General features: G+C 51.7%; 21 protein-coding genes. 17 read left to right on the plus strand and 4 right to left on the minus strand.

Annotated elements, in window-relative coordinates:
• The first annotated feature begins 53 nt into the window (after positions 1 to 53).
• The 4 genes from H70357_RS14255 (at position 54) to H70357_RS14270 (ending at position 2,935) form a co-directional block, all read left to right on the plus strand.
• Positions 54 to 920, plus strand: a complete 867-nt coding sequence (locus H70357_RS14255; protein ID WP_038590485.1) for a hypothetical protein — start codon at positions 54 to 56, stop codon at positions 918 to 920.
• Between the two features lie 98 nt (positions 921 to 1,018).
• The gene (locus H70357_RS14260; RefSeq protein WP_038590487.1) at positions 1,019 to 2,134 is read left to right on the plus strand and encodes an aminopeptidase; all 1,116 of its coding nucleotides are present in this window, start codon (positions 1,019 to 1,021) and stop codon (positions 2,132 to 2,134) included.
• A gap of 104 nt (positions 2,135 to 2,238) precedes the next feature.
• Positions 2,239 to 2,484 (plus strand): HPr family phosphocarrier protein, encoded by a 246-nt coding sequence (locus H70357_RS14265; protein WP_038590490.1) that lies wholly within the window; start codon positions 2,239 to 2,241, stop codon positions 2,482 to 2,484.
• Between the two features lie 148 nt (positions 2,485 to 2,632).
• The gene (locus H70357_RS14270) at positions 2,633 to 2,935 is read left to right on the plus strand and encodes an Fpa/YlaN family protein (RefSeq protein ID WP_038590492.1); all 303 of its coding nucleotides are present in this window, start codon (positions 2,633 to 2,635) and stop codon (positions 2,933 to 2,935) included.
• A gap of 104 nt (positions 2,936 to 3,039) precedes the next feature.
• Here H70357_RS14270 and cax read toward each other — a convergent pair whose 3' ends face one another.
• Positions 3,040 to 4,110 (minus strand): calcium/proton exchanger, encoded by a 1,071-nt coding sequence (gene cax, locus H70357_RS14275; RefSeq protein ID WP_038590495.1) that lies wholly within the window; start codon positions 4,108 to 4,110, stop codon positions 3,040 to 3,042.
• 155 nt (positions 4,111 to 4,265) lie between these two features.
• On the opposite strand from cax, the gene H70357_RS14280 reads away from it, so the two are divergent.
• On the plus strand, positions 4,266 to 4,631 hold the full coding sequence (locus tag H70357_RS14280) for an Asp23/Gls24 family envelope stress response protein (RefSeq protein ID WP_019911482.1): 366 nt from the start codon (positions 4,266 to 4,268) through the stop codon (positions 4,629 to 4,631).
• Between the two features lie 166 nt (positions 4,632 to 4,797).
• On the opposite strand, the gene ftsW is transcribed toward H70357_RS14280, so the two are convergent.
• Complete coding sequence (ftsW, locus tag H70357_RS14285; protein WP_052092025.1) at positions 4,798 to 6,042, minus strand: putative lipid II flippase FtsW; 1,245 nt, start codon at positions 6,040 to 6,042, stop codon at positions 4,798 to 4,800.
• Positions 6,039 to 6,386, minus strand: a complete 348-nt coding sequence (locus H70357_RS14290) for a YugN family protein (RefSeq protein ID WP_038590497.1) — start codon at positions 6,384 to 6,386, stop codon at positions 6,039 to 6,041. The genes ftsW and H70357_RS14290 overlap by 4 nt, the downstream gene beginning before the upstream one ends.
• Positions 6,387 to 6,625: 239 nt before the next feature.
• Between H70357_RS14290 and H70357_RS14295 the strand changes: the two genes are divergently transcribed.
• The 12 genes from H70357_RS14295 (at position 6,626) to H70357_RS14350 (ending at position 18,386) form a co-directional block, all read left to right on the plus strand.
• Positions 6,626 to 7,795, plus strand: a complete 1,170-nt coding sequence (locus H70357_RS14295; protein ID WP_038590500.1) for a M20 family metallopeptidase — start codon at positions 6,626 to 6,628, stop codon at positions 7,793 to 7,795.
• A gap of 78 nt (positions 7,796 to 7,873) precedes the next feature.
• Positions 7,874 to 8,305: a CBS domain-containing protein gene (locus H70357_RS14300; RefSeq protein ID WP_038590501.1), complete on the plus strand. Its 432-nt coding sequence runs from the start codon at positions 7,874 to 7,876 to the stop codon at positions 8,303 to 8,305.
• A gap of 125 nt (positions 8,306 to 8,430) precedes the next feature.
• Complete coding sequence (locus H70357_RS14305) at positions 8,431 to 10,134, plus strand: DNA repair helicase XPB (RefSeq protein ID WP_038590504.1); 1,704 nt, start codon at positions 8,431 to 8,433, stop codon at positions 10,132 to 10,134.
• Positions 10,131 to 12,119, plus strand: a complete 1,989-nt coding sequence (locus H70357_RS14310; protein WP_038590506.1) for a helicase-associated domain-containing protein — start codon at positions 10,131 to 10,133, stop codon at positions 12,117 to 12,119. The genes H70357_RS14305 and H70357_RS14310 overlap by 4 nt, the downstream gene beginning before the upstream one ends.
• A 46-nt stretch (positions 12,120 to 12,165) precedes the next feature.
• The gene (locus H70357_RS14315; RefSeq protein ID WP_038590509.1) at positions 12,166 to 12,606 is read left to right on the plus strand and encodes a YlbF/YmcA family competence regulator; all 441 of its coding nucleotides are present in this window, start codon (positions 12,166 to 12,168) and stop codon (positions 12,604 to 12,606) included.
• A gap of 39 nt (positions 12,607 to 12,645) precedes the next feature.
• Positions 12,646 to 12,909 carry a YlbG family protein gene (locus tag H70357_RS14320; RefSeq protein ID WP_020432997.1) on the plus strand — a complete coding sequence of 88 codons (264 nt, stop codon included), beginning with the start codon at positions 12,646 to 12,648 and terminating at the stop codon, positions 12,907 to 12,909.
• Between the two features lie 585 nt (positions 12,910 to 13,494).
• Positions 13,495 to 14,331: an EAL domain-containing protein gene (locus H70357_RS14325; RefSeq protein ID WP_231578429.1), complete on the plus strand. Its 837-nt coding sequence runs from the start codon at positions 13,495 to 13,497 to the stop codon at positions 14,329 to 14,331.
• Entirely contained in the window at positions 14,312 to 15,280 is a 969-nt protein-coding gene (locus H70357_RS14330; protein ID WP_038590518.1) for a GGDEF domain-containing protein, read from the plus strand. Before H70357_RS14325 ends, H70357_RS14330 begins: the two co-directional genes overlap by 20 nt.
• 115 nt (positions 15,281 to 15,395) lie before the next feature.
• A complete protein-coding gene (locus tag H70357_RS14335; RefSeq protein ID WP_038590521.1) occupies positions 15,396 to 15,833 on the plus strand; it encodes a hypothetical protein in 438 nt (145 codons plus the stop codon).
• 87 nt (positions 15,834 to 15,920) lie between these two features.
• On the plus strand, positions 15,921 to 16,820 hold the full coding sequence (locus H70357_RS14340; protein WP_038590524.1) for a selenium metabolism-associated LysR family transcriptional regulator: 900 nt from the start codon (positions 15,921 to 15,923) through the stop codon (positions 16,818 to 16,820).
• Between the two features lie 86 nt (positions 16,821 to 16,906).
• Entirely contained in the window at positions 16,907 to 17,476 is a 570-nt protein-coding gene (locus tag H70357_RS14345) for a GNAT family N-acetyltransferase (RefSeq protein WP_038590528.1), read from the plus strand.
• 22 nt (positions 17,477 to 17,498) lie between these two features.
• Positions 17,499 to 18,386, plus strand: coding sequence for a PHP domain-containing protein (locus H70357_RS14350; protein ID WP_052092026.1), 888 nt, complete (start codon positions 17,499 to 17,501; stop codon positions 18,384 to 18,386).
• Positions 18,387 to 18,578: 192 nt separating this feature from the next.
• Here the strand turns inward: H70357_RS14350 and H70357_RS14355 are convergent, their stop codons facing one another.
• Positions 18,579 to 20,492, minus strand: a complete 1,914-nt coding sequence (locus tag H70357_RS14355; protein WP_038590531.1) for an Rqc2 family fibronectin-binding protein — start codon at positions 20,490 to 20,492, stop codon at positions 18,579 to 18,581.
• Between the last annotated feature and the right edge of the window lie 173 nt (positions 20,493 to 20,665).

Genomic DNA, 20,665 nt, shown 5'->3' on the forward strand with positions numbered 1-20,665 from the left:
CCGGGTGAATTTGTAGGAGCAACTACACTTGGACCGGGAAAGGCTTGAACACGATGAAATTACCTTTATGGCGGCGCGAGGCGATTCTTGCCGTAGTTCTATCTTTATATTGTCTGCTATGCAGCGGCTGTGGTGCCATTTCGGATAAGCCGGCTGACCAGGAGCTGAGTCTTGTTCTGGCCGGGATGGATGGTACAGACGGGGTATCCTTTGAAGGTGCCGCTGCATTACTGCTGGGAGGGAAGCCGGTTGAGCAATCGGCGCTCTATTATGGTGGAAAGGTTGCAGATCACAACAAGGTAAGTCTGTATACTTTGCTGCCGGATGAGAATGGGAAGACCAAGGCAGCGGCTAAAGCTGGTCTGAAAAAGCTTGAACAGAGACAAACTCCCGAGGCATACTACACGCAATTGGAGAAAAAAGACGGGGAATGGAAGATGCTGACCGGTGCTCCAGCTGCGAATGCCGGTAATCCGCTTCCTGCGCTCAATCCGCTGCTTCAGCTGGAAGAACTGGAGGGCAATGAGAAAAAGGTAACGAAGCGGGCAGGAGCCGCCAGAGGGACTAAAGAACTTCGGATTGAGCTGACCCCGGGAGAGGCAAGGAAACAGCTGTCTGCCGAGCTGGAGAGAGAGATGCTGCTGATCCGTCCGTCCGGTGACAGCAAGCCACAGGAGGCCGCAGGCAAGCCTAAGCAGGTCAATGAGGCAATGATGGCATTATGGGAGCAGAAGGACGAGGAGCTGCGGCAGAGGCTCGAGCAAGCCGAAATTTCATCGGTGTATTATCTGAAGGTGGATGTGAAGCGCAATCTGCCCAAGCGGCTGACCTGGACCCGTAAGGTAAAATATCCAACTGCCGCCGGAAGTGACGCCGAAGAAACTTACATCACCAATGTTGATTTTTATGGGTTCCGGTGAAGCAGAGCTGACTGACCATGAGATCTTGCGCTCTTTTGCGGGCGTGCTACAATAGAATAGTATGTTTATTTTTAGTGATGAGGAAGGAAGAGAGAAGAATGAAGGATCCAAGAATTCAGAAGCTTGCGGCAAACCTTGTAGGGTATTCCGTAAATGTGCAGCCGGGCGAGAACGTGCTCGTTGAAATGATCGGCAGCGAAAGAGATCTAATTAAAGCTGTTGTGGAGGAAGTCGGCAAAGCCGGAGGCAACGCATTCGTGCAGCTGACGGACCGGACTGTTCTGCGCAGCATGCTTCAATATGCTACCCGTGAGAGTCTGCAGACCTGGGCAGAGATTGATCTGAACCGGATGAAGCAAATGGATTGTTATATCGGTATCCGTGCAGGAGAGAATGTCAATGATCTGGCTGATGTGCCGGAAGAGAATATGAAGCTGTACAATTCCCTGTATTCCCACCCGGTACATAGTGAACAACGCGTGAAGCACACCAAATGGGTGGTTCTGCGCTATCCGAATGCGAGCATGGCCCAACTGGCGAATACGACTACGGAAGCATTCGAAGACTTCTACTTCGAGGTGTGCAACCTGGATTATGCCAAAATGGACAAAGCACAGGATGCGCTTGCCGAGCTGATGCGTGCAACCGATAAGGTGCGTATCGCGGGACCGGGAACAGAGCTCACATTCTCCATTAAGGGCATCGGTGCAGAGAAATGCTCCGGCCAAAAAAACATTCCCGACGGCGAGGTTTACAGCGCTCCAGTTCGTGATTCCGTCAACGGCACGATCAGCTACAACGCTGCGACACTTTATAACGGTGTGACTTTTGAAAATGTGAAATTCAAATTCGAGAACGGCAAAATTGTCGAAGCGTCCAGCAATGATACGGTTCGCTTGAACGAAATTCTGGATTCCGACGACGGCGCACGCCATATCGGTGAATTTGCCATTGGCTTCAACCCCTACATTCTGCATCCGATGAAGGACATATTGTTCGATGAAAAAATCGCCGGAAGCTTGCATTTCACCCCGGGCCAGGCTTATGATGTGACTGATAATGGCAACCGCTCGTCCATTCACTGGGATCTGGTGCTGATTCAGCGTCCGGAATACGGCGGCGGAGAAATCTATTTTGATGATGTGCTGATCCGCAAGGATGGTATCTTCGTTATTCCGGAACTTCAAGGTCTGAACCCGGAAAACCTGAAATAAGATGTAATAAAAAGAAAACACCTTGCGCGAGTAAGCGGATTCAATGTATCATGGAATTGATTAGAAAAGACTTTGTTCCATAATCAAGTTGCGGAGGGATTCCTATGTCCAGTAACAATGCGGCAATCGTGGATATTGCCCAAACGGCAAGCCAGTTCAACTCTTCTATCGTTCTTCAAGCGGACAACAAGTATATTGATGTTAAGAGTATTCTTGGGTTGTTCACTACTCTGGTCTCCAGCCAGAGCTACGAGCTTCATGTTCATGGCACAGATGCCGAAGAAGCGAAAAAAGCAATGAGTGAAGTTTTTGCCAAACACGGTTTGAATTTTACAGTTGTTGCGGAGTAATCTACTATTTCCGAAGACGTCCTGCCCTTGCGGTGGGGCGTTTTTATATATATTAAAAACTGAATTCTTGTATTGGGTTCGGATTTCGACTAATATTAAATTAAATAGCATTTGCAGCTGTAACTTTTGGACATGGGGGGGAAAATGCATGACTTCATCGGATTTGCAGGAACAGCTTAATCTTAAAGCGATCACTCTTCTACAAGAAGATGCCGATAAAATTCAGAAGCTCATCGAAGTGCAGATGGAGAATCTGGCGACTCGTTACTGCCCTCTCTATGAGGAAGTGCTGGATACCCAGATGTACGGCTTCTCCAAAGAGGTCGATTTTGCGGTCAGAGCGGGACTGGTGCCTGAGCAAACGGGCAAGCTTGTGCTGAGCGAGCTGGAACGCAATTTGGCCGTGCTGTACGAAGCTTTGAATAAGAAGGCGGAAGAGCGCGAGCTGTAAGCCAAGTCTCTAACCATTTATAAAAACGCACATGAGGACCGCCGGGCCGCTCATGTGCGTTTTTTGTTTCGTATGAAGTGTAGCAGCTTCTCGCGGGGTCAACCTTATACCAGGTAGAAAGAGACACCCAGAATCATATAAACAACGAGCAGGAGAAGTCCTTCGTACCAGTTGGTCGCACCGTCCTGTATGATCGATTTAGCAATAAACACAGAGACGGCGATGGCGACGATCTCGATGATGGTGAACACAATATCCATCGTATCGCCCATAAAATAGCTGGCAAAGATCAGAACGGGGGCTACGAACAAGGCGATCTGCAGGCTGCTGCCGACGGCGATCTCCACGGCGGCACCGATCTTGTTCTTCATCGCCAGCATGATCGCAGCACTGTGCTCCGCGGCGTTACCGATAATCGCCACAAGGAATGCACCGACGAACAGCTCACTGAACCCGAAACGTTCGGTTAACGTCTCTAGCGTCCCCACCAGCCATTCACTGACAAAAGCGACCATCACTGTAGCCAGTACAAGATAGAGAATGGATTTGTTCTTCGACCAGACGGGCGCATGCTCGTTCGGCAGCTCTTCGTCGCCGTCCACAGTGACATCCTCCAAGTATTTCTTGTGTGTTATCATAGAGAAGACCAGCCAGGCGATATACGCAGCGATAAGCAGCCCGGCGACAACAAGACTTAGCACATCGGTGTCCTTCTCCGTGATGGAGTGGGTGTTGAAGAACATAGCGGGAACAAACAAGGCAATGACGGCCACGATCATCAAGGAACCGTTCAGTCCGGCCAACGTGACATTGAAATTCTGAACCTTGAATTTCATGCCGCCGGCAAAGATGCTGAGCCCGAGAACGAGCAGCAGATTACCGATGATCGAACCGGTGAGAGAGGCTTTAACCATGTCATACAGCCCTTCCTTGACCAGAAAGAAGGCGATGATCAGTTCGGCCGCATTGCCGAAGGTTGCGTTAAGAAAACCTCCGAGCCGCTGACCGGCGTAGTGGGCTACGCTTTCTGTGGCCCTTCCGAGGAAGCCTGCCACAAAAATGACGGCGATGGCAGATACCACGAACTGAAGGGTGTGGTCCCAATTTGCATAGTGACCAATTGCGCTAAGTAGGAAAGTAATGACCATTAGCGAAGGTGAAATCCATTTTTTCAAGTGTGGCACACTCCAGTCTTGTATATGTAGGTTGAATTCATAATTCAATATAACCAAATTGATCCAGTGTGTAAACGGGCATGATAGAAAGTCATTTGCTTTTTAGCCTGTTTTCGAATTACAATAATTGATAATGAGTGTAGGGGGGATATGGCATGGCGGAACAACTTCAATTGGAAATGGGAAACATACGGATATCAAATGATGTCGTCTCGAAAATTGCCGGCTTGGCTGCCTTGGAGACTCCGGGAATTGCGGCCATGTCAGGCGGCTTGTCAGAAGGCTGGGCTAAGCGTCTGAGCGGTAAAAACGTGCAAAAGGGTGTTACCGTTGAAGTGGGACAGCTTGAAGCCGCAGTTGATTTGCGTATTATTGTTCTCTATGAAACTCCGATCCACGAGGTATGCCGGATGCTTCAGCAGAATGTGCGCGAAGCAGTGGAGAGCATGACAGGGCTTCATATTGTTGAGGTTAATGTCAAAGTGGAAGGCGTAGCCTTCAAGAATGACGAAATTTCGTAAGCGGTTATTCCCGTCTCTCCAAGTGAGTCGCGGGGCATGACAAAAAGGCAGTCCGGGAGGTTCTCTCCGGACTGCCTTTTTGTCAATATAATAATTTATATGCTTCACTCTATAAATTATCCTTCCGTTTCAGCTTGATTTAACCAAGAGTTCCTCTTATGTACCCTTAGCGGGCCCGGACACCTCTGACAGTGGTCACGGATTTCGTGACCTCCTCCTTGGCGGGACGGTTGGTTTCTCTCGAAATGCTGAGCATGATTCCCATGCACAGCATGGAAACAAGCAGAGAGGAACCGCCATAGCTGATGAAAGGCAGGGTTACCCCCGTCAACGGAATCGTCTTCGTCACCCCGCCGATGTTGACAAAGGCCTGAATGGCAATCAGCCCCATGACTCCGATGCCGACGAGTGTGCCGAAGGGATCGGTGCACCTGAGTGCAATCAGAATGCCTCGCCAGATAAAGTACAGATACAGCAGGAGAAAGATGGAGGTTCCAACAAACCCCAGTTCCTCCCCGATTATCGCAAATATAAAGTCAGTATACGGATATGGCAGGTAATGAAGCTTCTGCACGCTTTGTCCAAATCCGGAGCCTGTAGTTCCGCCTTCTCCGAGGGCAATCAAAGACTGCATGATATTATAGCCGCTGTCTGAAGCATCTTGAGCCGGATCCAGGAAGGCTGAAATCCGGTCTTTTCTGTAATCATTGGCGGCTATGTTCTCACTTGTAGGCGGGGACAAGGAATCAATTGCTGTCTTTGCCCCCATGACAAGTCCAACCCCCAGCACTAGCAAGGCGATTGAACCGAGAATATGCTTCATACTGGCCCCCCCGGCATAAATGACAAGCCCGCTGGTAGCCACCAGAATAAGACAGGAGCCCAGATCCGGCTGCATCATAATTAGACCGGCCACAATTCCCACAATGACCATCACCGGAATATAACCGGTGCGCAAATCCCTTAGCCGCTCGCCTTTTTTGGAAATGAGTGCAGATAAATAAAGGATAATTGAGAGTTTGGCCAGCTCGGTAGGCTGGATGCCCAGCTTCCCGATGCTCAGCCAGCTTTTTGCACCGTTGATACGCTCCGTAAAAGCCACTACAAGCAGCAGAATCAAGGTAAGGATGAAGATGGGCACGTACCATTTTTTGAATTTGCTGTAATGGATATTCATGACCGTAAACATGACGATGGTTCCCAGTATGACAAAGACAACTTGTTTTTTTACAAAATACAACGAATCATTGCCGAATTTTTGACTGGCCAGAGTGAGACTGGAGCTGGCGCTGAAAACCATAACCAGTCCAAAGCCGACAAGGAGCAAAGTGAGAATAAGCAGTTGGAAGTCGGGTGTTCCTCTTTTGGGCAGGCTGACTTTTTTGGTTGTCTTTCCCTTTACGCTACTCAAGCTTCCAACAGCTCTTTCAGTTCAAGTATCCGCTTAGCGGCAGTGTCCAGTACAGGCTGCGGCACAGGGGATGTATACTCCAGGCCATGGGGAAAGGTTGCTTTGCCCAAGTAAACGGCTTCAATGGCAAGTATGGTATCCGGCTTCTCCAGCTTTCCTTCGACAGCGCGCGTATTGATCCGCAGGAAGTATTCTCCGCCGTTCTGCTGATCTTCGATCTTACAGTCGTAAGTGGCGCGATAGTATTCCCATTGCCAGCGGATGAACCCGGCCTTGGCCGCGCTTTCGTCCAGATAGAGAAGATCGCTTTTCAATCCTACGAGGCCCGTGTTCTCAAATATCATAGCGCACATATCCCCTTTATGAAGTATAATGATTATTTCTGATCGCAATTATAGACGTCTACCTCATGATAGTATGTTTCCCAAGGTTGCGCAAGGGCAGGCGGGGCCTGGAGATACCCACTTTTTTGCGTTTCTGCTACAATAAAAGAAATATAGCTCTTTGCGGCCGGGATATGAAGATGCGGAGCGCTTGCTGTCTTGGCCGGAGCGGGTTATCGGGAGAAGGGAATGGAGCAAATATGGACAGGTTAGCAATCGAACAACTGCTTCCGGAAATGGTGAAATGGCGCCGCCATCTGCACCGTCATCCGGAATTGTCATACCAGGAGAAGGAGACGTCAGCTTATGTAGCGGCCAGATTGGCCGAATTCGGAATTGAGGTCAGAAGAAGCGGAGCCGGTTATGGACTGACAGGAATCCTTAAGGGAACGCGGCCAGGCAAAACAGTGGTCCTGCGCGCGGATATGGATGCCCTGAATATCACGGAGGAGAACAGCAGCGAGTATGCCTCACAGAATACAGGGGTCATGCATGCCTGCGGCCACGACGGGCATACAGCCATGCTGCTCGCCGCTGCTTCGTATTACAGCACCCGCCGTGAAGAGATCACAGGAGAACTGCGGTTTCTATTCCAGCCGGCGGAAGAAATTTGCCCCGGCGGAGCTCAGGGCATGATTGCCGAAGGTGTGCTGGAGGGGGCAGATGCTATATATGGCCTGCATCTGTGGACTCCGCTTCCACTGGGCACCATCGGTAGTGCCCCCGGACCGCTAATGGCTTCTGCCGATGAGTTTTTTATTGATATTACCGGCAAAGGCGGACACGGCGGCATGCCCCATCGCACCATCGACAGCATTGTGGCCGGTGCAGCGCTTGTCACTGCACTGCAAAGCATTGTCAGCCGTTCCGTTGATCCGCTATGTCCCGCTGTTGTCAGCGTGGGAACGATCCAGGGAGGCTCTGCCCAGAATATCATCGCGGAACGCTGCCGGATAACCGGAACAGTACGCGCATTTGATGAGGAGACGCGTTACTTAATCCGGCGGAGAATCGAAGAGCTTACAGCCTCTATAGCCGCAGCATATGGTGCGGAATCCAAGATCGACTACCTCATGGGTTACCCGCCGCTGGTCAATCATGAAGCGGAATTCAACCGTTTTTTCCGGGTGGCTCCTGAGGCACTGGGTGATTCCGCAGATGTTATCCTTATGGAGAAGCTTATGCCGGCGGAGGATTTCTCGTATTATGTCAAAGAGATTCCCGGCTGTTTCATCTTTGTGGGTGCAGGCAATCCGGATAAAGGGGCGGTTTATCCGCATCACCACAGCAAATTCGATTTTGACGAAGAGGCCATGCTGCATGGCGCCAAGCTGCTGGTGGCAATGGCTGATTCTTGTCTGAACGAATAATCTTTTATCGTATAATTTGAAGACATTGAGGAAACCCTACTCCCGTATAACATAGCGACATGACAGGAGGAAGGCTTCTTGAAGACAGTCAAAGAGGTAATGACCACGCACACTGCGACGGTTACACTGCTGGATAATGTATATGAGGTTGCCGTCAAAATGAGAGACTATGACACCGGATTTGTTCCCGTAGTTGATTCTAATGATGGAGAAACATTGATTGGCGTAATTACAGACCGGGATCTTGTGCTTAGAGGTTATGCGGACAAGCATTCCGGATCAACCTCCGTGGAAACGGTGATGAGCAAAGAGGTCATCACTGTTTCCGAATCTGCATCTGTGGACGAGGCGGCTGAACTCATGGCTTCAGCACAAGTCCGCCGCCTGCCGGTGGTCCAGGGGAAGAAGCTGATCGGCATCGTATCGCTCGGCGATTTGGCGGTGAAGCGTATCTTCGCGGACGAAGCGGGAGAAGCGCTAAGCGAAATCTCGCAGCGGCAGCTGCATTGATAAGAATACAAGGGAAGCTCATGTCCGCTGGCGCGGAGATGGGCTTTTTCCGCTATCCTGCGGGGAGGATACGGGATACATAACCCAACTCAGGTTGAACATGACATAAGCACAGGAGGGATTCGATGAATGGAACAGGGCCCTGCATCACCCGGAAAGATCGGACAATCCTGCTGGATTGCGCTCATCCCGGGTTCGAGGCCGCAAGAATAGCACTGGCGGATTACGCGGAGCTGGTCAAAAGCCCAACCGCTTACCACACCTACCGGATTACACCATTGTCGCTCTGGAATGCCGCCGCTTCCGGTCATACAGCGGAGAACATTATTTCCAGCCTGAAAAAGCTCTCCCGCTGGGGGCTTCCTGCCGAACTGGAGCAGGAGATTGGTGAGCTGATGTCCCGGTACGGCAGCTTGGAACTGTATGCTCATATGGGGGATCCCCGCTATATTATTTTACGTGCCAATCAACCCGGACTGCTGGATGAATTGGAAGTGAACCAGTCCTTACAGGCTTTGGGTCTGCGGAGGCACCTCCCCCAGGAAAGCGTCTGTCCCGCTGAACAGCGCGGGATACTGAAGCAAGAGCTGACCAGGCTGGGCTATCCTGTGCTGGATTATGCCGGTTATCGTGAAGGGCAGACTTTAAGTCTGGCCTGGAGGGGAGCAGAGGGGCTGGAACTGGAACCGGAAGCATCATTCGGGCTTCGGGATTATCAGAAGGAAGCTGTCCGTATGTTTCGGGGGATTGGGGGCACGGGAGGCAGCGGTGTTGTCGTTCTGCCCTGCGGTGCGGGCAAGACGGTTGTAGGTCTTGCTGTGTTGGAAGATCTGCAATGCGAGACGCTGATTCTGACTTCAAGCTCTACCTCCGTAGGACAATGGCGTGATGAACTGCTGCGGTGGACGAATCTGGATACAAATGCCGTAGGGGAGTATACCGGTGAGAAAAGAGAAGTACGTCCAATCACTGTGGCAACTTATCAAATACTGACGTTTCGCCGGGCCAAAGACGGACCGTTTCTGCATATGAATCTGTTTAATGAACGGAACTGGGGACTGATCATTTATGACGAGGTCCATTTGCTTCCGGCTCCTGTATTCCGGGCTACGGCGGATATACAGGCGACCCGCCGTCTGGGGCTTACCGCCACGCTTGTCAGAGAAGATGGGCGGGAAGGGGATGTATTCTCCCTCATCGGTCCGAAATGTTATGATCTGCCCTGGAAGTCTCTGGAGAAAGAGGGCTGGATCGCCGCTGTGGATTGCATAGAGATGTTGATACCCATGAACTCCGGTTTAAGGAGCAAATATATCTATGCTGGCGGAAAAGAGCAGTTTCGGCTTGCTGCCGGGAATCCGGCCAAGGCAGCAGCTGCCGCCAAGATCATTAAGTCCCATACCGGTGCTGCTGTACTGGTCATCGGCCAATACCTGGATCAGCTGGAGCAGCTGGCCGAAAGCCTGCAGGCACCCTTGATCACTGGGAAAACGCCACAGCGGGAAAGAAGCCAATTGTATGCTGCCTTCAATGAAGGGCAGCTGCGGGTGCTGGTGGTCTCCAAGGTGGCCAATTTTGCCGTGAATCTTCCGGATGCCTCGGTGGCGATCGAGGTTTCGGGAGCCTTTGGTTCACGGCAGGAGGAAGCCCAGCGGTTGGGCCGGATTCTGCGCCCGAAGCCGGGTGAGAATAAAGCGTATTTCTATACACTTGTCTCGGAAGACAGCAGAGAACAGGATTTTGCTCTGCGGCGGCGGCTGTTTCTGACTGAGCAAGGCTACGATTACGCCGTCAGAGGCGTGGACACGCAAGAGGAGGCGGTTTTATGAACGGGTTATCGCCCGAAGCGCAGGAAGTGCTGAAAATGATATGCGCGGTCCATGCGGCCCAGCCCTTTGCGGTGGAGAAGGCAGACAGCTTGCGTCCTGCCACCCTGTGCCGCGCCGAGCAGCAGCTTGCACTGAAGGAGCTTCGTCAGGCTGGAATGCTGGAGCTGCGGCAGAAAATATGGGGGGAGAAGCTGTATCAGATTCCCGTGCGGCAGCTCGCAGCTATCCACCAGCATTTCTTCTCCATGAGCCCGCTGCCAGTGGCTGGCGACAAGGTAACACTCAAGCTTGCCGCAGGCAGCGGATTGCCGGGTGAGCTGTTTCGTGCATTGGTGTTCACAGCGCGTGAAGGATTGCCTCTGACTGCCAAAGGTGTGATCCACAAGAAGAATATCAGCCGTCTGGCAGCACTGCTCTCTTTGCGCGAAGAGCATTTACGGGGTTTGATTCCCGGAGATGCTTATGCTGAGCCCCAGCCTCTGACAGCCATGGTTATGGTTGATCTTATGCTCATGCTTGGACTGATTAGCCGGCAGAGTGAGGCTTATATGCTGGAGATGGAAAGGCTGGATCAGTGGTTTGCGCTCAATGAGCCGCAGATGAACGATATTTTGTATAACCTGATCTTAAACCGCTACGGCTTGCAGGAGCCTGTCAGGCAGCATTTTCGATACTGTATTTCCGCTGGAGAGTTCGCGCCTGGTCAATGGTTCTCCCTGCCGGATATTCTGGACAGGTTGCATAAGTTAAAGCTTGCGGCAGATTATCCTGAAACAGGAGTGGAGGCCTCCTGTCTGGCATGGTTTAGCTGTCTGGCCGGGTTTGGCTGGTGCGAGCTGGGGTATAGTGATTACGGGGACTGGTGCTTCCGCTGGACGGACTCCAAGCCTACGCCCGATCCAGGCGGGGAAGCAGGAGACGGCTGCGTGAATCTGTTCACTGTGGATAGGCCAGCTCCCGGCTCCGGGACAGTGGAAGACCTGAATGCTCCAGTGCCCGTGGAGAAGCAGATATTACAAGATTCCTCCCTTCAGTCGTTTATTGTTCAGCCGGATTTCGAGGTGCTGGTGCCGCCGGAAGTGCCATACACTATCCGCTGGACGCTTGGCGGTTGCGCGGAGCTGCTGCATAGCGATGATCTGTGGAGCTTCAGGCTGACCCGGGAAAGGCTGGAGCATGCCGCTGAACAGGGACTGTCGCCAGAGACGGCGATTTCCTGGCTGGCTGCCCATGCACAAGGGGGATTGCCGGAACAGGTGGACCTATCTTTAAGACAGTGGGCAAAGGGGATTGGCCGAACGGTATTCTCCGAGGTGATTCTGCTATCCTGCAGCAGTGAGGCAGATGGAGCGGATATTGCCGCCCATCCCCGGCTTGGCAGCAGCCTCACCCGTGTAGGCCCGCTTCATTTTATCGTGCAGGGTGATCAGGTGGAGCAGGTGCGCAAGGAGCTTGCGGCAGCCGGAATGGCCCCGCCGCGGATCATCGGCGGCAGGGAAGGCAGCGCGAAGCAAAAACTATTTGATCTAGGCGATCCCGGCCTGCCATTAGCTGACTTCGTTCTCCCGGCCCCGGACCCCAAGCGGGGAATCCTTGGCGGGGAAGCTGTTTATCAGCCCTTACCGCTGTCCTCAGCTGAAGTGGAAGAGAGCAATTGGACCGGTGAAGAAAAGGTTCCGCAAATGTGGATCAAGGAATGGCGGAAGTATCACGGCTCCACGGCCCAAAAGGTGATGGAGCAGGCGCTGAAGTGGGGGATTAAAGTCCGGCTTTCCATAAGAGATGAGGTTTGCGACTTTATTCCCGGGCGGATCAGCGGACATCCATGGAGAGTCTCCGGATGCCTGCTGGATTCCGATTCACAGATTCGTGATGCGGAAATGGAACTGGACCCGGGAGATTGGGATGAAATGAAGCTGCTGATTCCTGCGGAGCTGAGAAATTCTTCTTCTGCTGGAGCAAGTGGTTATGTTATGATAAGGTAGTCTACTGTGTACGGTAGAACATTAACGTAGAAAAGAGTTGAAGTTCATGAGCGTAGCGGAGTTGAATACGGTCGATATGGCCGAAGTGCTGACATACGCCTATGAATTAGGCGACATGATTAACCAATCGGCCGAAGTGTCGGATTACTTATACTGGAAAGGCCGGGTAGATTGCAACCCGGAAATCCAGGCCATGGTCAAACAGCTGCAGAACAAGAAGGAGCTGTTCGAAGAGACACAGCGGTTCGGACATTTTCACCCGAACTATCATTCGGCCAAGGATGAGGTATCGCGGGTGGAGCAGGAACTTGAACAATTCGAGGAAGTTGCCCGCTTCAAGCTGGCCGAGAAGACGCTGGACGATATTCTTCATTCCATGTCGGAAGCGATTGCGTTCTCTGTATCGGAGAGCATCAAGGTTCCAAGCAATGACCCGAATCCTAAGGGCGGCGGATGCGGCAGCGGAGGCAAATGCTCCTGCGGATAAGCGCCTCTGAGAGGGAGAGAAAGAAAGGCGGATGAGCTAATGTTTGCGGAACGGACAGGATATATCGTATGGGTTAGCGACGTTAAGGCGGCGCGTAATCTGGAAAAATATGGAACACTGCATTATGTATCGCGGAAGATGCATTATGCGGTCATGTATGTGAATGCGGAACGCGCCGAGGAAGTTATGAAGAATGTCCGCAGACTTTCCTACGTGCGCAAGATTGAAAGATCTTACCGCAATGAGTTGAAGACGGAATACACCAGTAACGGACCGGACAAGTCCCGTTATTACGGATTGTAATTCCTGAAGCTGAAACTCTAGAAGGATGACAGGCGCCGTTGGCGCCTGTTTTTTTATGCGCCTGTTTTGGCTTTCCTCTTAAACCTTTGCCTGCATTGCAGGCAGAGGTTTTTTTGTTGGCGGGCTATATCAGTTGAACTAAAGAACTAGCTAGAGGCTAAAGCAGCGGAGGGGAATTTTGGAACTGTAGGAGCGATAGCGACCGCCTGAAAGCTTTCCGAAGGAAAGCTCGCTTCGAAAGCATAAGCAGTCTACGGATTTCAACCGCAAATAGCGGTATAAATCAAGAAATCTGTAGACAACAGCGGCCGGAAGTCCAAACATTCACCGCAGTTGCGTTCTATGCCGGCCCGGTAAATCTAAAGTTCAACTTATATAGCTTGAAGACTTTAGCGGTCATATTAAAAGGGAAATGGAGCGTATAGGACGGTCACTTTATCGCTGCTTAATATTTCCTGTTTATACTCGGAAGAGAGTGACAAAATTCACGTAGAAAAGCATATAGGTGATATGATGACTAAACCGTGGGCAATGCCCCCAAAATTATCGGTGATTTCCCAATACCTTCAGCATCTCAATGGAAGGATGAGAGGTGAGATCAAGGAACTGGGAAGATTGACCGCCTTCCTGGATATTATGAATAACAAACGGCTGGATACTTTTTTTCAACCGATACTGCAGCTGTCTTCCGGACGGACCATCGGACATGAGGCACTGAACAGGCCTCATGGCTCGGTACATTTCCCGACTACAGAGCATTTCTATGAGTTTGCCGGACGGACAGAGCAGATGTTCCGCTTCGAGCAGGATTGCCGCAGGCTGTCGCTTTCAAGGTATGTGGAGAGGCTTCCGAAATCAGGTGTGGAAAGTGAACGGCTTGTCTTCATCAATGTGCATCCGGGTGTGTTGAATGATGCCCGCCATAAAAGCGGAGAAACCTTGGGACTGCTGCAGGAGCTCGGGTTGTCACCTGAGCGGATTGTCTTTGAGCTGACCGAAAGGCAGGCTGTACAGGATTATGTAGGCTTTGAAAAAGTGCTGTCCCATTACCGCGAGCAGGGCTTCCGGATTGCTGTCGATGATGCCGGCTCCGGGTATAACAGCTTGAAGACACTGGTTTATTTAAAGCCGGAATTCATCAAGCTGGACAAGTCTTTGATCCACGGCATTCAGGGCAACCGGGAACAGCAGGAACTTTTGGAGCTGGTCCGGGAATACGCCGAGCGTTCATCGACCCGGGTGATCGCCGAGGGAATCGAGACAGCCGGGGAGCTGCAATTTTTGCAGCAGGCGGGGATTGAATTCGGTCAAGGGTACGCTCTGGGCAGGCCCGTCCATCGTCCAGTGCATGGATCGTTCCCCTCCGATATCATTAAAGTTCCGGTGAGAGGAGGCTACAAGCATGTTTCTTCAGATCGGTGAAATCGCGGAGCAAATTCCTGAGATTTCCCCTCAGCATAAATGCGAATACGTGGATCAAATATTCAAAAGCAATCCCCAGCTCCAAGGAGTGGCGGTAACCGAAAACGGGCATCCGGTAGCGTTAATTATGAGAATCCGATTTTACCAGCAGATAGGCACTTTATACGGTTATACGCTGTATATGGGAAGAGCGGTTTCGCTCGTGATGGACAGAAATCCGCTTGCCGTAGAGTACAAAACACCGATCACCGAGGTCAGCAGGCTGGCAATGAACAGAAATGAAGAGAATCTTTATGATTATGTGATCGTTATCCATGAAGGTGTAATGTTCGGAGCCGTGAGTGTAAGGGATTTGCTGCTTAATTTTGCCGAGATTCAGGCTGTAGCCGCCAGTTATCTGAACCCACTTACCGGTTTGCCGGGTAATCTGAGCATCAATGAATGGATTGTGAAATCACTGCTGCAGGAGCAATTCAGCGTACTTTATATTGACCTTGACCATTTCAAAGCTTATAACGACACCTATGGATTTAAGGAAGGGGACCGGATGATTCAGGCGACTGCGGAAATTTTAAAGCACTGTGCGCTGCGTCTGGAGGGCTTTTTAGGGCATATCGGCGGGGATGACTTTATCATTTTCATCAATAATTATGATTATGAGGATTGCTGCAGGATCATTATCAGGGAATTTGAGACAGCGGTGAAGGGCTTTTATCATGCCGGCCATCTCGCACAGCAGTATGTGCTGACTGAAAGCCGCTCAGGAGTGATGGAGGAAATTCCGCTCGTCTCGATTTCCATCGCCATAGTGACCAACCGCTTCCAGCGTTTTGATTCCATCGAAGCCATTTCGGGTGAGGCGGCGCGGATCAAGAAAAAATGCAAAATGATCAAAGGCAGCAGTCTTGTGGATGACGCAGACAGAATTGCAAGCAGGTCCGGCAACTAACACTGGTATTTCGCATTCGCTGACTAGGGGCGTGCTTGAACAACCCGCGTCAATGCGGTAAGATTGACAACAATAAGAGAGCATGCCAAGACCCTTTCGGTGGAGTGTGATGATAATGCATGGCAAGGGGATGGAATGGTGGGGGGCGTTTGAACCCTTCCACATCATGCTGAATGACTACAGGGTCGCTGATATTGTGATTACCAATCATGCCAAGAGCCGCTATCTGGACCGGATTAACCCGGAAAGCAGTGACAGCGGACAACTCAGTGCATGGATGTGGCAATGCCTGAAGCAAAACCGGATCAAACCTTACCAGCAAAAGGAGCATAACGCGTATTTGATTGACGAGGATACGTTAGTCATTGCCGAATTTAAGGAGCTGGAAGATGTAACGAGCCTCTCCGGGCGTCCGCTGTATGTTATGGTAATCGTATCTTATCTGGGGCGGATCTCCGCGACTCCCCAACTGCGTGACCTGCAAGCTTATTATTCGCGTCTGCGCAACTCACACCGCATGAAGCTGATGAAGAAGCGCCGCAAACGCAAGTAATGCACAGCAATTACAAAGAAGGTATGCGGCGGGTGGCTGCATGCCTTTTTTAGAATAATTTATGATCTATAAAGGGGCTTTGAGTGCATGAATTTTCATCAGCTTCATATTTTTTATACGGTATCTGAACGGGGCAGCTTCTCTGCTGCAGCCCAGACACTGCATATGACGCAGCCGGCGGTAACGATGCAGGTACAGGCATTGGAAGACTATTTCGGAGCCAAGCTGTTCGACCGTTCGAGTAAAAAAATTGTGCTCTCCGAGGCCGGCCGGACGCTTATGCCCTTCGCGCTGCGCAGCATTCAGCTGATGCGGGAGACAGACCAGGCGATGTCGGCTTTTACCCATATGCTGGAGGGACGGCTGCAGCTCGGGGCAAGCCTGACGATTGGAGAATATGTACTGCCGCGTCTGCTGGGTCCTTTTGGCAAAGCGTATCCGAATATTTCGATCATGATGAAAGTGATGAATACGTCGCAGATCATGGAGGAAATTCACAAACACCAGCTAAATTTTGGGCTGATCGAGGCGCCGGTGTCCCATCCCGACATGGAGATTGAACCGGTCATGGGCGATGAGCTCAAGCTGATTGTTCCCAGTGAGCATCCGCTTGCAGACAGGGATGAAGTTACACTAGAGGAAGCGCTGGAGTATCCGTTTGTGCTGCGCGAACAGGGCTCGGGAACACGTCGGGTGATGGAAGAACAGCTGATAGCCAAGGGGCTGGATCCGGCCGCGATGCGAGTCGTAATGGAGCTGGGCAGCACAGGCGCGGTAAAATCAGCGGTGGAGGCCGGGCTGGGTCTGACCATAATCTCAGCCTCCTCGGTTAAGCATGAGGTGACGCTGGGGCTGCTGAAGATTGTGAATCTGTCAGATACTTCTTTTAAGAGACAATTCTATGCGATTCATCTAAAATCAACGCTGCTGCCGATCTCTGCGGTTACGTTTCTGACCTTTTTGCGCCAGCACGCGAACGACCGGTAGGCGATTAGGATGGTACTGAGGATTTCTTAGGTATGAGTTTTACGCTGAGAGGCAGGCTAAAAATAGTGGGATAGGGGAGTCTGATGATGGTCATTTTGCTGCGCGGAGAGAAGGTTGTCTTGCGGGACCTGAGGGAAGAGGATATCCGCAAAATCTATTATTTCTATTATGAGGCAGAAGATCGCGAGTTTCTGCAATGGGATGGTCCCTACGAACCTCTGGAGCAAGTAAGTTATGCACAATTTGCGGAAAAATATAACGGGATGCTGGCACTTGTAGGTACGGATAAACCGCGGAACCGTTTGATTATCGAGATTGATGGTGAGATTAAGGGAAGTGTGGGCAGATACTGGGTTGCGGAAGTCACGAATTGGTTTGAAATCGGAATTGCTATTTATGACTCCCGTTATTGGTCTGGAGGATACGGTACCGAAGCCTTCAGCATGTGGATGGAATATCTGTTCAATTCGCTGGATACGGTCCGTCTCGGCATAGGCACCTGGTCCGGCAACGCCCGGATGATGGGGTTGGCCGCCAAATGCGGGATGGTGGAGGAAGCCCGTGTCCGCAAAGCGCGGATTGTGCGGGGCGAATATTATGATGCCATAAAGATGGGGATTCTTCGTGAAGAGTGGCAGTCTGCAGGCACATTATAAACTTGGGACAAGGAGTGGCATGATGGAGAACGATGTGGAAGCGAGCAACCCTATAGATGGTGCTAAACAAGGATTACAGGGCCGATGTGATTTACATACCCATACACAGGCTTCGGACGGGATGCAGCCACCGGCGGAAAATGTGCGGATTGCCCGTCATAAAGGGCTGGCCGCAGTAGCGATTACCGACCATGATACGGTAAGCGGCGTTGCCGAAGCGCTGGAAGCGGGCCTGAAGTACGGGATTACTGTTGTACCAGGCGTAGAAATCAGCACCCGTGCAGAAGGTAAGGAGATTCATGTGCTTGGATATTATATCGATACACAGCAGGAACTGTTTCTCTCGCGGCTTGCAGAGCAAAGAGACACCCGTGCCAAGCGCAATGCGTCTATTATCGGCAAGCTGCGCGGACTCGGCATCAATATTACGCTGGACAATGTTATTGCAGGGATCGGCCGCGAATTGAAGCCTGATGAAAGTATCGGGCGGCCCCATATCGCTGATGAACTCGTACGGCTGGGCGCGGCAGCGGATATGCGCGAGGCCTTTGATAAATATTTGGCAACTGGTGCGGCGGCATATGTCTCTCCCCCGCGGATTACGCCTGAGCTGGCCTGTGAGTGGATTATTGAAGCCGGAGGCACTCCAGTGCTGGCTCACCCCGGCATCTACGGTGATGATGAGCTGGTGCGCGGTATTCTGACCCGAAGCTCTCTGCGGGGCATTGAGGTCTATCATTCCGACCATACTCCCGCCGATGAGGAGCGTTATCTGGCGATGGCCGAACAATTCGGCCTGGTTGTTACCGGCGGCTCGGATTTTCATGGTGCGAGGCAGGGTGTGATCTTCCACGGTGATCTGGGAAGCGTTACGGTTTCTGCCGATGTGCTGGAGCGGCTGAAAAGATAGAGAGGTAAGTACGCCTGCTTAATCCAATTAACCACAGGGGTCAATACAATAGCTGAAAGTAATAGTTATGAACATTGACGATTTGAAACACCGGAAAAGTTAAAGAACCTTCAAGCCCGAGACGATGTTTCGTCAGGCTTGGAGGTTCTTTGGTCTGTCCGGATATTTGAAATAACGAAGAAGGGTCCGGAGCTAGCTTCTCAAAGCATTCGGCAGACTTTTGATCCGCGCCTCATCCGGTGTGACAAACAGAGTCTTCTGGTGATCGTAAATGACGAAGCCGGGCTTTGCACCGCTTGGCTTGCGGACATGGCGGATCAGGGTGCAGTCCACTGGCACGCTGCTTGACTGCTTGGCCTGACTGAAGTAGGCGGCAAGCTGAGCCGCTTCCTCCAGGGTGGCATCGCCGAATTCCTCGCTGCGGATCACGACATGCGAGCCGGGGATATCTTTCGTGTGCAGCCAAGTGTCATTGGCAGAAGCCAGCCGGTTTGTGACGTATTCATTCTGCAGGTTGTTTTTGCCGACATAGATGTCCACGCCCTCGGAGGAGGTAAACACCTGTAAGGTAGGACGGGTGGTTTTCTTCTTCTTTTTGCCCTTTTTGCTGCGGTCGCGCATGTAACCCTGGCTGACAAGCTCATCGCGGATTTCCTCGATATCATTGAGGGAGGCGTGGGCCAGCTGCTGCAGCAGTGTTTCCATATAAGCAATTTCCTCATGGGTTTTGATCAGCTGCTCACCGATGACCCGCAGGCTGTTCTTGTATTTGTTGTATTTCTTGAAGTAACGCTGCGCGTTGTCCGAAGGCGTCAGCAGCGGATCAAGCGGAATGGTCGTCTCCGCCTGGTTCTCATCGTAATAGTTCACCAGCCGTGCTTCCTTGTCGCCCTTGGACACGGCATACAGTGACGCAAACAGCAGCTCGCCCCAAATCCGGTAACGGTCGGCATCTTCCGCTTCTTCCAGGTCTTTCTGGAGATTGGCGAGCTTTTTAATATTTTTGCTCCGCTCATTGCCCAGGAAGCGAATCAGATCGCTGACGCGCTGCTTCACGGTATCCCGCTCCGCTTTATCCCCGTAATAGTCTTCCATACAAACGCTGATCGAGCTGTAATGCTTCAAGCTTTCATCCGGCAATGCCAGCGGAATTGCCGAGAAAACGGGTTTGCCTTTGGCATTCGTCCCTATAACCGGTGAAAACCGGAATTCCCGCACCGGAGCCAGTACCTGATTAAAGGCCTCCCACAACAGGAGCGGATTCCCGCTGCTGTCGTCTGAACCAACATCCTGCTGATCGCGTCCGGCCTCCGCGGCTTCGGAACCGCCGGCGCTGCGCTGCCGCACAATTTCTCCGGCAATCAGCGGACTCATGCCGCTGAAGGCATGCACCATCCATCCGATTGGATCGGCTGTTGGCGATGGACCGCCTGAACCATCTGCTTTGGGCTCTTCCAGAGACCGCAGCAGGTCCGCAATCTCGCCCTCAATAATTTCTTCGGGCTCTTCTTCCTCCTGGGTGCCTGCCAGCAGTGCTGCTTCTTCTGCCGAGGAGAACAAAGTAACAAAATCCTCTTTGCCGATCTCCAGCGGATTCAGCTTGTGCTGCTGCGGCGGCTCCAGGTAGGCGATGCCGGGCATGACATTCCGGTAGCTGCTGATCGATGGGGTAACGTGATGAATACCGTCGATGATCGTGCCCGTGGAGAGATCGGTCAGAATGATATTGCTGTGCCGTCCCATGAGCTCAATAATGATTTTTTTGGCCGAAACGTCTCCCAGCTCATCCCGTGTCTTGATGTTTATATGAATGATGCGTTCCATACCGACCTGGGTGATGCTCTCAATCGTGCCGCCTTCGCAGTGCTTGCGCATCAGCATGCAGAACATCGGTGCTTCCGCAGGATTAACCGTGTTCCGGTCCGTCAGATGCAGTCGCGGGTAGGTCGGATTGGCCGACAGCAGCAGCTTGCCTCCGCCGCCTGTGCCGCGCAGGATGAAGATAAGGTCGTGAGCGTTTGGTTGATATATTTTGCCGATGCGTGCACCGATGAAAGGCCCAAGCTCATGCACGATCGCTCTTGTAACGATGCCGTCTAATGCCATGATAATGTTCTCCTGTCGCATAATAATAAATTTCTCTTCTCTATGATGCCATACTTTAACACATTCGCGCAAAAGGAGAAGCTTCGAAGCTGTGATAATTTGGGACGACCATGAATAGACTTTGTCATGAACAGGTGGAAAAGCTGTGCGCCGCCGGAAGTCAAGAAACGACC

The sequence above is a fragment of the Paenibacillus sp. FSL H7-0357 genome (genome assembly GCF_000758525.1).
In the GTDB taxonomy this organism is placed as follows: Bacteria; Bacillota; Bacilli; order Paenibacillales; family Paenibacillaceae; genus Paenibacillus_AQ.

What these genes read in the sequence shown, in the direction of transcription:
- H70357_RS14255 (WP_038590485.1), top strand. Translation starts at nt 54, where the DNA reads ATGAAATTACCTTTATGGCGGCGCGAGGCGATTCTTGCCGTAGTTCTA.
- H70357_RS14260 (WP_038590487.1), top strand. Translation starts at nt 1,019, where the DNA reads ATGAAGGATCCAAGAATTCAGAAGCTTGCGGCAAACCTTGTAGGGTAT.
- H70357_RS14265 (WP_038590490.1), top strand. Translation starts at nt 2,239, where the DNA reads ATGTCCAGTAACAATGCGGCAATCGTGGATATTGCCCAAACGGCAAGC.
- H70357_RS14270 (WP_038590492.1), top strand. Translation starts at nt 2,633, where the DNA reads ATGACTTCATCGGATTTGCAGGAACAGCTTAATCTTAAAGCGATCACT.
- H70357_RS14280 (WP_019911482.1), top strand. Translation starts at nt 4,266, where the DNA reads ATGGCGGAACAACTTCAATTGGAAATGGGAAACATACGGATATCAAAT.
- H70357_RS14290 (WP_038590497.1), bottom strand. Translation starts at nt 6,386, where the DNA reads ATGATATTTGAGAACACGGGCCTCGTAGGATTGAAAAGCGATCTTCTC.
- H70357_RS14295 (WP_038590500.1), top strand. Translation starts at nt 6,626, where the DNA reads ATGGACAGGTTAGCAATCGAACAACTGCTTCCGGAAATGGTGAAATGG.
- H70357_RS14305 (WP_038590504.1), top strand. Translation starts at nt 8,431, where the DNA reads ATGAATGGAACAGGGCCCTGCATCACCCGGAAAGATCGGACAATCCTG.
- H70357_RS14310 (WP_038590506.1), top strand. Translation starts at nt 10,131, where the DNA reads ATGAACGGGTTATCGCCCGAAGCGCAGGAAGTGCTGAAAATGATATGC.
- H70357_RS14315 (WP_038590509.1), top strand. Translation starts at nt 12,166, where the DNA reads ATGAGCGTAGCGGAGTTGAATACGGTCGATATGGCCGAAGTGCTGACA.
- H70357_RS14320 (WP_020432997.1), top strand. Translation starts at nt 12,646, where the DNA reads ATGTTTGCGGAACGGACAGGATATATCGTATGGGTTAGCGACGTTAAG.
- H70357_RS14325 (WP_231578429.1), top strand. Translation starts at nt 13,495, where the DNA reads ATGAGAGGTGAGATCAAGGAACTGGGAAGATTGACCGCCTTCCTGGAT.
- H70357_RS14330 (WP_038590518.1), top strand. Translation starts at nt 14,312, where the DNA reads ATGTTTCTTCAGATCGGTGAAATCGCGGAGCAAATTCCTGAGATTTCC.
- H70357_RS14335 (WP_038590521.1), top strand. Translation starts at nt 15,396, where the DNA reads ATGCATGGCAAGGGGATGGAATGGTGGGGGGCGTTTGAACCCTTCCAC.
- H70357_RS14340 (WP_038590524.1), top strand. Translation starts at nt 15,921, where the DNA reads ATGAATTTTCATCAGCTTCATATTTTTTATACGGTATCTGAACGGGGC.
- H70357_RS14345 (WP_038590528.1), top strand. Translation starts at nt 16,907, where the DNA reads ATGGTCATTTTGCTGCGCGGAGAGAAGGTTGTCTTGCGGGACCTGAGG.
- H70357_RS14350 (WP_052092026.1), top strand. Translation starts at nt 17,499, where the DNA reads ATGGAGAACGATGTGGAAGCGAGCAACCCTATAGATGGTGCTAAACAA.
- H70357_RS14355 (WP_038590531.1), bottom strand. Translation starts at nt 20,492, where the DNA reads ATGGCATTAGACGGCATCGTTACAAGAGCGATCGTGCATGAGCTTGGG.